14 protein-coding genes and 2 tRNA genes are annotated in these 14,571 nt (G+C 39.6%); 6 read left to right on the top strand and 10 right to left on the bottom strand.

Features of this window, described 5'->3' with window-relative positions; translation table 11 throughout:
- Nucleotides 1–26 precede the first annotated feature (26 nt).
- Complete coding sequence (locus IEE83_RS21480) at nucleotides 27–1,127, bottom strand: Nif3-like dinuclear metal center hexameric protein (RefSeq protein WP_194122550.1); 1,101 nt, start codon at nucleotides 1,125–1,127, stop codon at nucleotides 27–29.
- A gap of 158 nt (nucleotides 1,128–1,285) precedes the next feature.
- On the opposite strand from IEE83_RS21480, the gene IEE83_RS21475 reads away from it, so the two are divergent.
- Nucleotides 1,286–1,362: transfer RNA gene (locus IEE83_RS21475), tRNA-Asp, on the top strand.
- A 25-nt stretch (nucleotides 1,363–1,387) separates the two neighbouring features.
- Nucleotides 1,388–1,461, top strand: a tRNA-Asp gene (locus tag IEE83_RS21470).
- A 115-nt stretch (nucleotides 1,462–1,576) separates the two neighbouring features.
- Here the strand turns inward: IEE83_RS21470 and IEE83_RS21465 are convergent.
- Complete coding sequence (locus IEE83_RS21465) at nucleotides 1,577–2,782, bottom strand: FAD-dependent monooxygenase (protein ID WP_194122549.1); 1,206 nt, start codon at nucleotides 2,780–2,782, stop codon at nucleotides 1,577–1,579.
- A 96-nt stretch (nucleotides 2,783–2,878) separates the two neighbouring features.
- Complete coding sequence (locus IEE83_RS21460; protein ID WP_194122548.1) at nucleotides 2,879–3,604, bottom strand: NUDIX hydrolase; 726 nt, start codon at nucleotides 3,602–3,604, stop codon at nucleotides 2,879–2,881.
- A 338-nt stretch (nucleotides 3,605–3,942) separates the two neighbouring features.
- On the opposite strand from IEE83_RS21460, the gene IEE83_RS21455 reads away from it, so the two are divergent.
- A complete protein-coding gene (locus IEE83_RS21455) occupies nucleotides 3,943–4,320 on the top strand; it encodes a hypothetical protein (RefSeq protein WP_194122547.1) in 378 nt (125 codons plus the stop codon).
- A gap of 61 nt (nucleotides 4,321–4,381) precedes the next feature.
- Here IEE83_RS21455 and IEE83_RS21450 read toward each other — a convergent pair whose 3' ends face one another.
- A complete protein-coding gene (locus IEE83_RS21450; protein ID WP_194122546.1) occupies nucleotides 4,382–4,945 on the bottom strand; it encodes a dihydrofolate reductase family protein in 564 nt (187 codons plus the stop codon).
- A 621-nt stretch (nucleotides 4,946–5,566) separates the two neighbouring features.
- On the opposite strand from IEE83_RS21450, the gene IEE83_RS21445 reads away from it, so the two are divergent.
- Nucleotides 5,567–6,889 carry a gluconate:H+ symporter gene (locus IEE83_RS21445; RefSeq protein WP_194122545.1) on the top strand — a complete coding sequence of 441 codons (1,323 nt, stop codon included), beginning with the start codon at nucleotides 5,567–5,569 and terminating at the stop codon, nucleotides 6,887–6,889.
- Between the two features lie 136 nt (nucleotides 6,890–7,025).
- Here the strand turns inward: IEE83_RS21445 and IEE83_RS21440 are convergent, their stop codons facing one another.
- A complete protein-coding gene (locus IEE83_RS21440) occupies nucleotides 7,026–8,489 on the bottom strand; it encodes a sulfatase family protein (RefSeq protein ID WP_194122544.1) in 1,464 nt (487 codons plus the stop codon).
- A 271-nt stretch (nucleotides 8,490–8,760) separates the two neighbouring features.
- On the opposite strand from IEE83_RS21440, the gene IEE83_RS21435 reads away from it, so the two are divergent.
- The gene (locus tag IEE83_RS21435) at nucleotides 8,761–8,952 is read left to right on the top strand and encodes a hypothetical protein (RefSeq protein WP_194122543.1); all 192 of its coding nucleotides are present in this window, start codon (nucleotides 8,761–8,763) and stop codon (nucleotides 8,950–8,952) included.
- A 17-nt stretch (nucleotides 8,953–8,969) separates the two neighbouring features.
- On the opposite strand, the gene IEE83_RS21430 is transcribed toward IEE83_RS21435, so the two are convergent.
- The 4 genes from IEE83_RS21430 to IEE83_RS21415 form a co-directional block, all read right to left on the bottom strand.
- Complete coding sequence (locus IEE83_RS21430) at nucleotides 8,970–9,254, bottom strand: PepSY domain-containing protein (protein ID WP_194122542.1); 285 nt, start codon at nucleotides 9,252–9,254, stop codon at nucleotides 8,970–8,972.
- Nucleotides 9,255–9,263: 9 nt separating this feature from the next.
- Complete coding sequence (locus IEE83_RS21425; protein ID WP_194122541.1) at nucleotides 9,264–10,070, bottom strand: PepSY-associated TM helix domain-containing protein; 807 nt, start codon at nucleotides 10,068–10,070, stop codon at nucleotides 9,264–9,266.
- Between the two features lie 18 nt (nucleotides 10,071–10,088).
- On the bottom strand, nucleotides 10,089–12,236 hold the full coding sequence (locus IEE83_RS21420) for a TonB-dependent siderophore receptor (RefSeq protein ID WP_194122540.1): 2,148 nt from the start codon (nucleotides 12,234–12,236) through the stop codon (nucleotides 10,089–10,091).
- Nucleotides 12,237–12,469: 233 nt separating this feature from the next.
- Entirely contained in the window at nucleotides 12,470–12,868 is a 399-nt protein-coding gene (locus IEE83_RS21415) for a hypothetical protein (RefSeq protein WP_228101921.1), read from the bottom strand.
- A gap of 238 nt (nucleotides 12,869–13,106) precedes the next feature.
- Between IEE83_RS21415 and IEE83_RS21410 the strand changes: the two genes are divergently transcribed.
- On the top strand, nucleotides 13,107–13,520 hold the full coding sequence (locus tag IEE83_RS21410) for a DoxX family protein (protein WP_194122539.1): 414 nt from the start codon (nucleotides 13,107–13,109) through the stop codon (nucleotides 13,518–13,520).
- A 91-nt stretch (nucleotides 13,521–13,611) separates the two neighbouring features.
- Here the strand turns inward: IEE83_RS21410 and IEE83_RS21405 are convergent, their stop codons facing one another.
- Nucleotides 13,612–14,544, bottom strand: a complete 933-nt coding sequence (locus IEE83_RS21405) for a sugar phosphate isomerase/epimerase family protein (protein WP_194122538.1) — start codon at nucleotides 14,542–14,544, stop codon at nucleotides 13,612–13,614.
- Between the last annotated feature and the right edge of the window lie 27 nt (nucleotides 14,545–14,571).

Raw genomic sequence — 14,571 nt, 5'->3', positions numbered from 1 at the left:
ATACTAACTTGCTCAAAAACTTATTTCTAAACAAAATATCGTACCGGATTAGTATTGACGTCTGACAAACAGAGTGCGAAATTACTAAAAATTCCTGATAAATAGTTGTATAATAAATCTTTCGTAAATACTTCGCTTTCAAAATGCCCGATATCGCAGATCATGATGCGATTATCGGCATCAAAAAATTCATGATATTTATAATCAGCGGTAACAAAAACGTCTGCTTTGGCTCTAATCGCATCAGATAAAAGAAAACTCCCGGCGCCTCCGCAAACAGCAATTCTTTGAATTTTTTTATTTAATGGTACCGTATGTTTAACAACCGGCGTCTGCATTTGGTTTTTCAGAAATTGTAAAAACTCTTCCGGTTCCATCGCTTCCGGAAGATCTCCAACCGCACCAGCACCTACTTCCTGGTTCTCATTTTCCAGATTTTGAAGGTAATAGGCCACTTCTTCATAAGGATGATTTTCCTTCATGATTTTCAAAATGGTGGATTGCATATAAGAAGGGAACATTACTTCAATCCTGTTTTCCGTCACTTGTTCATCTTTTCCTTTTGTGCCAATAGCAGGATTTGATGATTGACCAGGTTGAAAAGTACCAATCCCTTCGGTGCGAAAACTGCAATTTTTATATTGACCGATTTCTCCTGCGCCGGCTGCAAACATTGCGTCTAAAATAGTTTGCGTATTTTCAACAGGAGTGAAAAAAGTAAGTTTTGTCAGTAATTGTTTTTTGGGAGACAGCACTTTTACATTGGCCAAACCAAGTTTTTCTGCAATTTTCCAGTTAACACCATCAACAACATGATCAAGATTGGTATGGATTGCATAAATGGCAATATCATTTTTGATGGCTTTGATAACCGTTCTTTCTACATAGTTGCTGCCATTTAATCTTTTTAAGCCTTTAAATACAATCGGGTGGTGGGCCACAATAAGATTACAATTCTTTTCAATTGCTTCCTGGATGACTTCTTCCGTGGTATCTAATGAAAAAAGTACCCCTGTTACCAAAGTGAGAGGTGAACCGACCAGTAATCCGGCATTATCATAACTTTCCTGGTAAGAGGAAGGCGCAAGTTTTTCTAGCTGATGAATAACGTCTTTTATTTGTGTCATTTTTTTAAGCTGCAACTATTTGATAGCCAGAATGAATTTGTTTTTTAGAATTTTTATTTGCAAATTAAACAACATTTATTTGTCAAACGTATTGCAATCAAGAATAATAATACTAGTTTTGCACCACAATAACCCGGAACGACGGGCGAAAATAACTTGGTTTGGTAGTTCAGTTGGTTAGAATACATGCCTGTCACGCATGGGGTCGCGGGTTCGAGTCCCGTCCAGACCGCCAAGTTTATTGAAAGATTGAAGCTATTGGTTTGGTAGTTCAGTTGGTTAGAATACATGCCTGTCACGCATGGGGTCGCGGGTTCGAGTCCCGTCCAGACCGCAAAAAGCTCAGAGAAATCTGAGCTTTTTTTGTTTTCAATCTGAAATCTCTGGAGATCATAATTACGTTTTAGTAATGGGGGTATGCCTTTATACTATTAGTTAAGTACAATACATTACTGATGACGGAAATCCGGCAACTCTATTTTATCTTTTGTAACATCTTCTTCCTTGCTGCTAAATAATTTGCTGATTTTTTTCACTGGGCTGCTTGCCAGAATACCAGCTACCGTATTAACCACGGCCACGCCAAATTTTGATTTAGGATGTGCAAGCCAGGGAACTCCTGGTGGCAGGCGTTGAATGTCTTCTACAAAAGGACGCATGCGTTTTTCATAGGCCGCAAATGCATCTTCATGTTTGTTGTGTCTGGAAAGTTCTCCCGCAAGCAGATAAGCCCCTACAATGGCTAAGGTAGTGCCCATGCCTGTGAGTGGAGTAGGGCAATAGGCAGCATCACCGATCATGCCTGCCCGCCCGTTGAACCATCTTGGTGCATGTACCTGACTGATGCCGTCAAAATATACATCGTCATTTTTTTCAATCTCTTCCGCCAGACGGACCGCTTCCCAGCCGGCACCTGACAGTTTCTCTTTCAAAATTTTCTTCTGCTCGCTATTGGATAGCTTTTGATAACCTGGCTCAGAGGAAAGGAAACTGAATGATGCGCGTACGGTACCATGATTATCCGGGCGGATCATCATGACCCTTGATCCCGGAGCCGTGTACCAGCGCGCCCATTTTGTATCTGTTTCTTTTTTAGGAATTGTGTACCACGCATTATAAAGTCCTACAAATTTAATCTGCGACTCATCGCCAAAAATTAACTGCCGTGTCGTAGATCTGACGCCATCGGCAGCAATGAGCAGATCAAAAACTTCTGATTCGCCATCGCTGTATGTTGCTTTAATCTTGTTATCAGACTGGTCGACCGCTGTGATATATTTACCAAAAATATACTTTACATTATCTTTTGTGCTGTTGTAGAGTATATTGACCAAATCGCCCCGTAAGATTTCGGCTTCGCTGGTAAAGCTGTCGGCTCCGTCGCTTGGAAATGCAGCTTGAACTTTGTTGTCGCTGCTAACAAATTGTAATCCTATTTCTCCGGTATTTGCTGCCAGGATTTCATTTTCTATACCCATCATCCTTGCAATGGCGCGGCCTGCACCTCTTACATCAAGGTTCTGTCCGCCTAATCTTATTGATTTTGAACGTTCCACGATTGTCACATCAAAACCATATTTCGCCAGCCAAAATGCTAATGTTGGGCCAGCAATGCTTGCTCCTGACACGAGTACCTTTTTAATTTCACTATTCATATACACGTTAATTCAGATTTCTGTTTTGCAAGCTTTAAGACTAATTATTTTAATAGCTCAAAAATGATACCATTGATAATAACGCAGAGTTTCTCATTACTTTTTTATCCGATATAAAAAGGGAGCTTTATTAGCTGCGCCAGTGAATTTTTTTTCAAGTCGCTCTAAAACGTTTAGATCCAGAATTTTTTTCTGGAAGTTATTTCTGGCGAAAGGTTTATCAAAAATGGATTCGTAGAGTTCTTGTGCTTCCTTCATTGTAAAAGTTTCTGAAAGCAGGTTAAATGCCAGGAGTTTTTCATCCAGATTTAGCCTGAGACTATCGAGCGCTTTGGCTACAATAATATTGTGGTCGATGATCATAGCCGGCAGATCTTTTATGTTGTACCATTGAATTGACTCATCAAGATCTGTTTTTTGGGGAACTACCTTATTAATATCAACCAGCGCGTAATATCCTATTGAAATAAATCTTTTGGTGAACCAGTCGTACTCTTCTTTGTCTTGCTTACTCCCAACAGACATTTGCGGGTTAGATGCAATTAACTCGTCGATGAAATCAAGATTATTCCTAGATGCACTTCCGAAAACATAAAACTGATCAAGATAGATATTACTCAACCCTGTGCGCTCCTGAAGAATCCTATTGGCGGCTTTATCAATATCTTCATTCTGATATACAAAGCCCCCGGGAAGTGCCTGAAAATTTCCTTTAAAGTTGAGTTTGTTGACTAATACCTGAAGCTGCTTTGCATGATATCCAAATATGACACAATCAATAGAGAGTTGTTGAATGAAATTCTGTTGACTTGGATTATGCATACTTTATTGATTTTGTAGAAGTAACGAAATTACTGCTTTCTGTTAAGCAGAGATTGAAAATTATCTGAATCATAATCGCAGTCCCCAGGTAGAAATATTCAAAAAGGAATAAATATTAACCATTTTGCATAATACAAATTTAAAACATAAAAATATTTATTGTCTAAATATTAGACAATAATAAAATAATTGATACTTTTGATCATCATTATCTAAAATGATATTCCTGAATTACTGGCTGGTAAAGTATTAAAGGCTTTGCAAGGTTGTAGAAGAGGTTAAAGAGAATTCAAATCAGCAATTTAATTAACTGTTCAATATCACTTTTAACATGTAGAATGATGAGAAAATTAAACTTAATCTGCCTTTTATTAATGCTGTGTGTTGTGTTTAACAGCAATTCCCAAACTACGGCCCCGGCTGATTTCTTTGCCGGAAAATGGGAAGTAACAGTAATTGGGACACCAAATGGTGATTCAAAAATGATTGTGGATTTGGTGCGAACAGATGGCAAACTGACCGGACAAATGTCAAATCCGGCCGAACCATCCGCTGAAAAGGTTCCTGTTACTGTTGATGAAAGTGCAGATTTACTGGATCTCGCGTTTAACGCACAAGGCTACGACGTGACGATCAACCTTAAAAAAGTGGACGATGATAATCTTAAAGGCAGTTTGTTGGGTATGTTTGACGCAGTTGCAAAACGGATAAAATAAGCCAGAATTTGTTAATAATAAGAGAGTTAAGGTGTAAGAAATGCAGAGTGTGCATTACACCTTAACTCTCTTTTTTTATCTCGTACCAGAGTTCTGTCATACCATTTTTATAAGTTGTAACGTCTTTTAGATGCAAAGGCTGTTCTTGCCCTATTTTGTCAAAAAATGATAACTCATCACCCAAAATAATCGGCAAAACGGATACTCTTATTTCATCTGTTAATTTTAAGCGAATAAATTCTTTGGCAAGCATTGCGCCGCCCACAACCCAGACATTCTTATAGTTTGGTTTTAGAATTTCATCCACCAGTTTGTTCAAATCACCAGCATAAAATTCAATATTCTCTCTTTCGACAGGCAGCTTTCTGCTGGTTATCACTATGGTAGGTTTGTCGCCATAGGCCCACCCGTAAGATTTGGAAAGTTCCAGAGCGTGTTCGTAAGTACGGGAGCCCATTATATAACAACCTATTGTCTTCAGAAATTCTTCCGGATCTTCTCCTGAAACACCGTTCTCGTAATTGCTTGATGTCTCAAACCACGCAGTACTATTGTCTTTTTTGGCAATGATGCCATCCAGACTTGAAACCATGTGTATGGTAACTTTAAATTTGTCGGATTCCATGATATTTTATGTTGTGAGCCATTGCCGGCGTGTTCAATCACTACCTTTTCATAAATTTCTCGAATGATCAGGAGTGTTTTTCATCTGCATAAGTTTGAAAAAAAGAACGGTATGGTCAAAATTTGCACAGATTATTTAACGGATCAGGGTAATAATTTAGGATAGAAGAGTAATTATTTGTGATAGATCTTAGGAAAGACTGAGTTGGTATAATATTTGGAGCGTTTGATTCGGGGTTATTGTAATTAAACCTCGTTTTATTCAGTTGTGCACCAATCATCGGCGTTACAGTAAGGAAAGACATAAGAATGAATATAGAGAGCATCGCAGACAACATTATTGAGAAACTTAATATATATTCTTCAAAGCCATTGCGGAGTTAATTTGCAATGACTTTTTTGTTGTAACGCAGTCGAAAAAGTTCGAGCTATTTAAATTTGACGATCCAGTGAGTTTTGTGAAGCCATAAGATGATTATCAGGGAAATTGCAGCTGACAAAGGATTTTAGATACTATTTCAATATTTGAATATCCTTTCCCATGTTTTTGGCAAGTAGATTAATTGGGTTTCCCGGCTTGTTATCTACTAAAACAGATCACTGGACGGTTTAAAATAAACGAATGGCTTTAACGGTTACTCTAATTGGGATTTTAGCGCTGATCGCGCTTATTTCTGTCGTTCGGTTAAATACCTTTCTGTCTTTTCTGGCTGTAACAGTGGGTGTCGGCCTGGCGTTAGGACTTCCCGGCGCCACAATTGTGGATTCCATTCAAAAAGGAATTGGTGGAACATTGGGATCAATTACGGCTATCATTGCATTGGGAGCTATGCTCGGTAAACTGGTCGCGCAAAGTGGTGCCGCTGAGCGTATTGCTTTTAAATTGATTGAACTGGTCGGAACTTCAAATGCGCGGTGGGCATTTATGCTAACCGGTTTTATTGTAGGCTTGCCCTTATTCTATTCTGTTGGATTTATGTTATTGACGCCGGTCGTGATCACAGTTGCATATCGATACAAGTTGCCTGCGCTCTATATTGGTTTGCCTATGCTGGCATCTTTGTCCGTTACACAAGGATTTTTGCCACCTCACCCGGCTCCGTTGGCAATCCTGAAACAATTCGATGCATCCATGGGCACAACACTTTTTTACGGGATCATTATTTCAATACCTGCCATATTAGTATCAGGAGCGCTTTTCGGGCTGACATTAAAAAAGTATACAAATCTGCCAAATCCTGCATTCATTGCCCCGGATATGAAATTTGACAAAGCGCCGTCAACCTTCACCAGTTTTTTTTCGCTTTTGTTTCCACTCATATTAATTGGCAGCAGTGCAATTGTCTGCCCTTTTTTACCAGCAGCATCTTGGTTGAAAATGACTTTGCTTTTTATTGGAGAGCCGGTCATAAGCATGTTTCTTGCCGTAATTCTGGCATCTTTTACACTCGGTTTACGACAAGGGAAATCGATGCAGGAGGTAACAAATTTATTAACAGATGCCATTAAAGATGTAGCCATGCTTTTCCTGATTTTCGGGGGCGCCGGTGCGTTTAAGCAGGTTTTAACGGATGGTGGAGTAAATCAATCCATTGCAGATATGATGCAACATTCGACGCTGCATCCCTATGTTCTGGGCTGGGGTATGGCTGCACTTATCCGCGTTTGTGTCGGGTCATCAACAGTGTCAGGTATCACAACTGCCGGATTTATGGCTCCATTGCTTATTTCAACAGGTGTGGATCCAAATCTGATGGTGCTGAGTATTGGTGCGGGGAGTATGATGTTTTCACACGTGAATGATACCGGCTTCTGGCTCTTTCGGGAATATTTTCAGGTTTCGATGACTGATACATTAAAAACCTGGTCCATTATGGAAACGTTGGTATCTGTAACCGGATTGGCGGGTGTCATGACACTTCACTGGTTTCTGACTGCATTTTAAATATTTCACGCAAAGGCGGCAAAGACAAAACAAAGTCCGCAAATTTTGTAGAATTACAAACCTTTGCGAACTCTGCAAAACTTACCTTCTTTACATGAAAAATTAAATATTGAATACAGCTATCATGGCTTGATCCTTATTTTTTTAGCTCTGCATAATATGAGGCTGGCCGAAGACTATCCTTATGATCGTACGTGTAATTCCACAATTTCATATAAGAATCAGCAGGAAGAAATGTGTCGTTATTTTCTTTCAGCTTTTTGGAAAGCGTAACTTCCAGACCTTCCTGTAACGTTTTGAATTCCGGTTTGTTAACGAGATTATTCTGCTGATAAGGATCCGTTTTATTGTCATATAAAAGCCATGGCCCGTTGAGTTTCCGGGCGTAAGTATATCGGTCGGTACGTATTCCTCTGTATTCTCTGCCTCCATTTGTAAAATTCCATTCATGAAAAGGTACCGGAAGCATAATCAGGGCTGCTTCAATGGGGTATTTTTTTGGTTGAAGTAAACCTTGTGATACATCTTTTCCATCAATGGACGCCGGGATTTTGATTTGAGACAATCCCAGCAACGTAGGTAAAATATCCGGCGTGCCAATCGGCTTGTTGACAACAATACTTTTTTTGCCCAGCTTTTCAGGATAACGTATCAGCATAGGCACCAAAATAGATTCATCCCAAGGTCTTTGTTTTCTGAAAACGCCGCGGGTAAGCAGCATATCTCCATGATCCGAAGTGAATACAACAATCGTGTTTTCTGCAATACCCTGATCATCCAGCGTTTTCATTAATTTTCCCATGGCATCATCCAGAGCGGTGCAATGGGCATAATAATTCGCCAGCGTATTTCTGGCACTATCCTGCAATTCGGCAGGAACGTTCGGGCGAACTTTCAGCTTAGCCGGGTCGTACATTTTTTTATATTTTTCGGGCGCGGTATTGTACGGATTATGTGGCGGTCCCCAGGAAAGTACGAGCAGGAAAGGAGAATCTTTGGATTTTTTAATAAAACCTATGGCACTGTCAGTTTGCGAAAATGCATCGTATCCTTGCCAGGTATGTTTCTGATCATTCTCATCAAAATAAAATGAGCTGTTGTAATCATGTGAAACTTCCCGCACTTTCCAGTAATCAAACCCCTGACGACGGTCGCGGGTAACCGGTTTGTCGCGCGCACTAAACGGATCTTCACCATTTTTATGCCCGTTTACATGCCATTTGCCGATAAATCCTGTTTTGTATCCATTCTCTTTAAAAATCTCCGCCATGGTCAGGGCGTTATTGGATAGCGGTTTGTCGTTATAAAATAGACCATGTTTTAATGGATATTGTCCGGTTAATAAGGATCCACGATAAGGTGTACAGACAGACATGGTGGCTACTGCGGTTTTAAAAACGACACTTTGCCCGGCTAATTTATCAATATTGGGCGTTTTCACATCCGTGTTTCCTGCATAACCAGTCGCTTCTGCGCGCCACTGATCGGCCAGAATAAATATGACATTAGGTTTCGGAGTTTTCGGTTTAGCAGGTTGAATACAGTAAACCGAGGCAAAACAGGTTAGGAAAAAGCCTGTGATTTGAAATGTCTTCTTCATTATTTTATAGGTTGAAATGGAATCAAGCCAGGATTTTGAATAAAATATTTTTGCGCATTTGCAATCGGCGTTATAAGGAAAAACAACGAATGGTAAATATAATGTATATAGAATTTATAGACTATTGAGTTGTCTTAAATTTGGTTATTTGTAATAATTGATTCGATATACAAATTCTAATTAAATTGTGACTTTATTACATATAATTTTTGTATTATTACCTGTTTAGTTATAACGGATATAATCTGTACTGATTTTCAAACTAAATTTTATGGAGGAAAAAACCGGAATTCAAACACAGGTGGAACCGCAATATCCAATATCAAAAGGCCTGGCCATTGTGGCTGGTTCCGTACTGGCTATTGTGCTTTCACTTATTTTTCCTCTCGGGGAACTCTTATTATACGTATTTGCTTACCTCGCAGGAAGAGATGAAAAAAGGCAAAGCAATAATCAGATTTAGATTCCTGCTAAAACGGCTTATTTATGTCTGATTTTGTTTTTCCTTTTCAACCAAAGCATGGCTCCTGTAACACTGAGAAATCCGGGTGTTAATCCAATAAGCACATAAAGTATTTTCACAAAAATTCCTCCGAAATTTCCGATGTGAAGCTGGTATATCTGCCATTCCAGCCGGTCCGTAAAGCTCTTTTTTGCAATATCTGATACCCCGATTAATTTTCCTGTTTGCGGGTCAAATGAGACCCCGCTTGCTTTTCCCTGAAATAAAAACCAGCTGGTATCTTGAAATTTTCCTCTTACCAAAACGGGTTGTCAGGATACTGTCGGCATTGTTACGGCAATAGGCGAAAAACCTTTGATTTTTTTTGACTGATCGATGACTAAATCCATATTCGCAGCGACGGTTTGATTCACAATTGGCGGATTTATTTTCCAGCCGGAAGGCATAAAAAAATCCATATTCATCCAGAAACCGGTGAAAAATAAGATCAAATTAAACACCATCGCCCAAACACCTATAACTCTGTGAAGTGAAGAAACTGCTGTCCGCTGGTTTTTGAAATTCAATACATTTTTAAATCTTAAAGCATCCCAAAAGTGCTTGCGATAGATAATCAGGCCAGTTATTAAGGATAGTACCATCACCAATCCGACAATCCCTGAAAACAATTTCCCGGGCATACCAAGCTGCAAACTGTAATGAAACTGATAAAGCCAGCGAAAGAAAGAAGGCGAAAAAGCACTGTAATTTCCTTCGTGCAGAATTTTGCCGGTGTAAGGATCTACAAAAACGAAATAGAGATATCCTTCGGTTTCTCCCTGCTGGTTTTTGTAAATCATAAATTCATAGCTATCGCGACTGTTCACCGGGAAATCGTGTAAAACGATCTTTTTCAGGTTCGGGTAACGGACAGCTAAATGTCGATAGATCTGATCAACCGGAGCTGTTTTTCTGCCAACTGCCAGCTCATGAAGTTCCGGATGAATTTTCCGATCGAGCTCAGTTCTGAACATAAGGATTGAGCCAGTCAGGCCGAACAGCAGGAAAAATATTCCTGCTGCCAGTCCCAGCCAGCCGTGCGCTTTAAATGCCCATTTTGTAACGGTTCTTTTCAGCATTAAACTAAAAATTTGGCATTAAAAATTATATCCTACCGTAATTCTGTATTCTCTAGGCGCATAAGGAACGTAGGCAAAAAGCCCAACCGGCCGCGTCCAGGCGCTTCCGTAATTGAAGCGATTGAAGATATTATTTACAATTCCATTCACAGAAATCCGGTTATTGGACCAGCCCAAACCGCCATCAACTCTGAATAAATTGGAAATCGGCAAATTTCCGTCTTGTGAATATCTTCCCTTTCTTCCGGCCTGAAACTGGTAACCAGCTGAAACCGAAAGTCCGTTTAATTTTTTAACAGGCAACTTATAATTCAGCCAGGTATTTTGAATGTGTTTTACCAAGTAAGGTGATGGAAGCCCAACATTGCTTTCGTTTGCATCTTTTGATATGTAAGAATCCGTGTAAGCATAATTGATCACAGTATTCAGGCCTTTGAAAATTTCTCCTTTCAGGTCAAATTCAACACCTTTTGATTTGGTTTGTCCGATCTGCGACTGGAAATTATTGTTATTCGGATCGGTCACGATAATATTGTCGCGGGTAATCTGGTAAACCGAAACCGACGTATTCCATTTTCCATCCGCCCAATCTTTTTTAAGACCTGCTTCAAGATTTTTTCCTTTTAATGGTTCAAAAACACCGCCGGCAGCACTTATTCCGCTTTGCGGCGTATAGGTATGATCCAAAAGTCCATAAACCGACAAATCCTTCACTACTGAATAACTCAAACCTATCCTTGGCGTAACAACAACATCAGAAACACTCGTTGGTTTAGGAAGTGAAACGCTGTTTTTTGAAGAAGTCAGTCTTGCGGCCAACGTAATTCTCAACTTATCATTCAGAAGATTTAATTCATCCTGAACATACCCTGCATAATACTGGATGTACTGTTTATTTGTAGCAATATCCGAAAGCTTTCCAGTCTTTTCATTCGAATCAAAAGTGATACCGTAAACCGGATTTAAAGCATCCAAAGGATATAGTGCCGGATTTGCTTTTGGATCATTATAACCTGCATAACCCAGGAAATTTTTACGGTTGTAGTCAAAACTGGCCAATACATTATGTGTGATCGCACCTGTTGAGAACTGTCCGTTGACGAAAGTCTGTAAAGCGTAAACACTTGAATTAAAGCGCTCATAAGTCAGTCTTCTCTGGATCAAATTTGGTGTTGCTTTGTTATAAGCTGAGACAAAAAAGTAATTTCCATCCAGGTGACTTCTGGCATAGGTGGCCTTCGCGGTGAACTGCCATTTTTCACTCAATTGACTTCGATAAGTTAGAAAACCGTTGTTCTCATTAGCCTGAGCCGGTTTTTTATTAGGATCGGTAATGCTGAAATCGCGTGGAAGCGAACCAAAACCATATGGAGAAAATACAGTGACCAGATATTGCTGAAAACTTTGTTTGCCATAAATATATTCCGCAGTCAGTGATGATTTACTGTTGATATTGTAACGAATTACGGGCTGCACCACAACCTTGTCATTAAAAGCAAACTTCTGAAATGATTGTGCTTTTTGTCCGGCTACATTTAGTCGATACTGCCACTTTTTATTTTTGCCAAAACTTCCATCAAAATCACCGGTCAAACGGTAAAGATTAAAACTCCCGGCTGTGAAGCTGATATTATTTGAGCGGATACCGGTGGGATTTTTTGTAACAATATTAAATGAGCCGGCAGGATCACCAATTGAGTTCATAAAGCCGGCAGGGCCTTTAATAAATTCCATGCGGTCAATGATCGAAGCATCTTCCGGCAGTGGTCCGTAATAGATCATGGTAATATCCATCCCGTTTCTCAGCGTACTGATTCCGGCTCCGCGCATGAAAATCAGTGGTCCATAAAAATCGGCGGTATTGTTACGAATGGCACCGCTGACATTTCGGGTTACGCTTTCATTAACATTGATCGCCTGCTGATCCCGAATAATACTTTTGTCGATTTCCTGGATATTTTGCGGAACTGAAAGTAGTGCCTGATTTAATTTTAAAGAACCAGAAACGTTGTCGATTTTATAGCGTTGATAATATTTGGAGCTGATTGTAACTTCGTTCAGTTCCCTGCTTGCAGTGTCCGAATCCAATGTTGACTTATCTTTTGTCTGAGCAAAAGAGATGTTGGAAATGATAAAAAATGCGGCAAAAAGAAATTTATATTTCATTATAATACTCAATTCAATAATATTCCGGATGTATTTAATATCCCGAAGCGGCGGGATTTGGTATGCAGAAACAATTTGGATCACCAGATTATAGGACTAAGTGATCCCGGAAATCTGGGATAACATTAGCGTACTATTCTGTTGGAGAAATTAACAAACATAGTAGCGCATTCTGCCCGAAAAGCAGCAAACACTTCCGTTCGTAATAATCAAATTGTCCTGCAAATAGCTGATCAGACAGCCAAAGGCGGGTGAAAAATTTCGTCCGGGGAATTAAGCGGTGAAAGCGCAGAATTGTATTGAAATACAACGGCAAGCGGTAATTCAAAACCGGAAGGTTGAGCATTAAAAATGCCTGGAGAATTTGTATCCATGACCTGATAAATCAGACTGGCCAGATAATCCTGTTCTGCCTGACGCTGTTGTTGCTTCTCACTTTCGGCCAGTTTTTTGGCAAGGTAACATTTACCGTCACAATGCAGCTGTGGCCTGTTTCGGTTGATACACAGGTTTTTGACAATATATTCTCTTCTAATCTCGAAATCCAGACAGATCAAAGGAATCACCCATGCTTTCACAAGCATTAAAGTAAGCAGGCATAAGCCAATCCATTGTCTGTGAGAACCTTTCAAACGAAAATCTTAATTATACTGGTAGAATAGGGTGGTAAAGGTAAGCACGGAATTCTACAATGAGAACAAAATTTAAGATTGTCAAATGACATTTATCTAAAACAGATGTCATTCAGTTACTTAATCTTTGTCGGTGTTAGAAATGCCGTTTCCAGCTTGTATTTCGTCCAGTCTGGCTTGAAACAACTTTCCAAATCATGATTTGAAGGCAAATTTTGAAGAAAAAAAACAAGAAATCATGAAAACACAGACTGCAAAAAGAATTTATTGGACAGGCGCTGCTTTAACTTCACTATGGTTCGGCGCAAGTGGATTTTTCGAATTGACAAAAAATCCTTTGGTATGGGGTATAACAGTTCAATTAGGTTATCCTCCACATTTTATTTACATCCTGGGCGTCGCCAAAGTGCTGGGCGTTATCGTCCTTTTAATACCTGACAGACTTTTAAGGTTAAAAGAATGGGTATTCGCCGGAATATTTTTTGACATCATTTTTGCCTTTGGCTCAAAGGTAAGTGTGCTTGGTGTCGCTGCAACCACAGATGCTGTAATCGCTTTTGTTATGGTTTCTGTCACGTATCTGATGTTCAGAAAAATACATGACGGTACAGGTTTTAGTTATTCGGGTTCTTCATCTTCTCAGATTAAGTAATAAAAATTTTGCATGCTTAATACTAAAAAACCGTCTCCAAATCATTTGAGACGGTTTTTTAATTTATAGTCAATAAGGAATTCAGAATTTATTATCCAATTACTTTTCTCAGGTTTTTGTAACACAAATCAACGGTATCAAAAGTAGGAGCGAGGTCATACTCAACAAAGAAATATTGCAGACCCGCAATTTTGGCTGCTTCAAAAATTCTCTTGAATTCCACGACACCAGTTCCAACTTCGGTAATGGTCTGCAAATCTTTTTTGATATCCTTTACATGCCATAAGGGAAAGCGGCCTGGATGTTCTTTGAAAAGCGCCACAGGATCTTTGCCCGCTTTTGTTGCCCAAGCCAGATCAAGCTCCATTTTTACAAGGTCTTTATCGGTTTGAGAAAGTACAAGTTCGTAGGCCGTTTTTCCTCCTTCAACCGGATCGAATTCCGTTGCGTGGTTGTGATAGGCAAAACCAATTCCTGCTTTTTTACTGGCCTCTCCGGTTTTTTGAAACACTTCAATTGAGTTTTTCACTTCCTCCATTGTGCCTACCGGCGTACTGGCACACACGAGAAATTTCAACTCTCCTTCCGCTGCGTCATCAACCAGTTGCTGATAATTATCGCGAAGATTCATCATCGTCGGGATTGTAATCGGCTTTCCATCTGCACCCACTGGCATTTTTCCACCTTTTGGCATTTTAAAAGGTGCACCTAATGCATGATGCGCGCGCCATTTCATCCCCAGATCTTCAACCAGTTTTTTAAATTCTTTTGGTTTGTATCCGTAATAACCACCGCGTGTGCTGAACGCTGATTCAATTTCCTTGTATCCGATTGAAGCAATTTTTTCAAGCGTTGCTTTCGGATCATTGTTCATTTTTTCAAAAACGGTAAATAACTGAATTCCAACCGGTCTTTCAGCTGCGAATAAATCAGTTAAACCTGAGGCATTTGATAAATATGGTATAGCAAGGCTTCCTGCGGTTAGTGCTCCTGCTTTTTTTAGAAAATCTCTTCTGTTATTCATAAAAGATAAATTAGAAGGTTAATATCC

Source organism: Dyadobacter subterraneus (assembly GCF_015221875.1).
Classification (GTDB): domain Bacteria; phylum Bacteroidota; class Bacteroidia; order Cytophagales; family Spirosomataceae; genus Dyadobacter; species Dyadobacter subterraneus.
The sequence above is the reverse complement of the archived record's forward strand: the minus strand, read 5'-3'. Positions and strand labels throughout refer to the sequence as shown.

Excerpts from the sequence above, each read along its gene's own strand:
- IEE83_RS21480 (WP_194122550.1), bottom strand. The coding sequence starts at position 1,127 with ATGACACAAATAAAAGACGTTATTCATCAGCTAGAAAAACTTGCGCCT.
- IEE83_RS21465 (WP_194122549.1), bottom strand. The coding sequence starts at position 2,782 with ATGAATAGTGAAATTAAAAAGGTACTCGTGTCAGGAGCAAGCATTGCT.
- IEE83_RS21460 (WP_194122548.1), bottom strand. The coding sequence starts at position 3,604 with ATGCATAATCCAAGTCAACAGAATTTCATTCAACAACTCTCTATTGAT.
- IEE83_RS21455 (WP_194122547.1), top strand. The coding sequence starts at position 3,943 with ATGATGAGAAAATTAAACTTAATCTGCCTTTTATTAATGCTGTGTGTT.
- IEE83_RS21450 (WP_194122546.1), bottom strand. The coding sequence starts at position 4,945 with ATGGAATCCGACAAATTTAAAGTTACCATACACATGGTTTCAAGTCTG.
- IEE83_RS21445 (WP_194122545.1), top strand. The coding sequence starts at position 5,567 with ATGGCTTTAACGGTTACTCTAATTGGGATTTTAGCGCTGATCGCGCTT.
- IEE83_RS21440 (WP_194122544.1), bottom strand. The coding sequence starts at position 8,489 with ATGAAGAAGACATTTCAAATCACAGGCTTTTTCCTAACCTGTTTTGCC.
- IEE83_RS21435 (WP_194122543.1), top strand. The coding sequence starts at position 8,761 with ATGGAGGAAAAAACCGGAATTCAAACACAGGTGGAACCGCAATATCCA.
- IEE83_RS21425 (WP_194122541.1), bottom strand. The coding sequence starts at position 10,070 with ATGCTGAAAAGAACCGTTACAAAATGGGCATTTAAAGCGCACGGCTGG.
- IEE83_RS21420 (WP_194122540.1), bottom strand. The coding sequence starts at position 12,236 with ATGAAATATAAATTTCTTTTTGCCGCATTTTTTATCATTTCCAACATC.
- IEE83_RS21410 (WP_194122539.1), top strand. The coding sequence starts at position 13,107 with ATGAAAACACAGACTGCAAAAAGAATTTATTGGACAGGCGCTGCTTTA.
- IEE83_RS21405 (WP_194122538.1), bottom strand. The coding sequence starts at position 14,544 with ATGAATAACAGAAGAGATTTTCTAAAAAAAGCAGGAGCACTAACCGCA.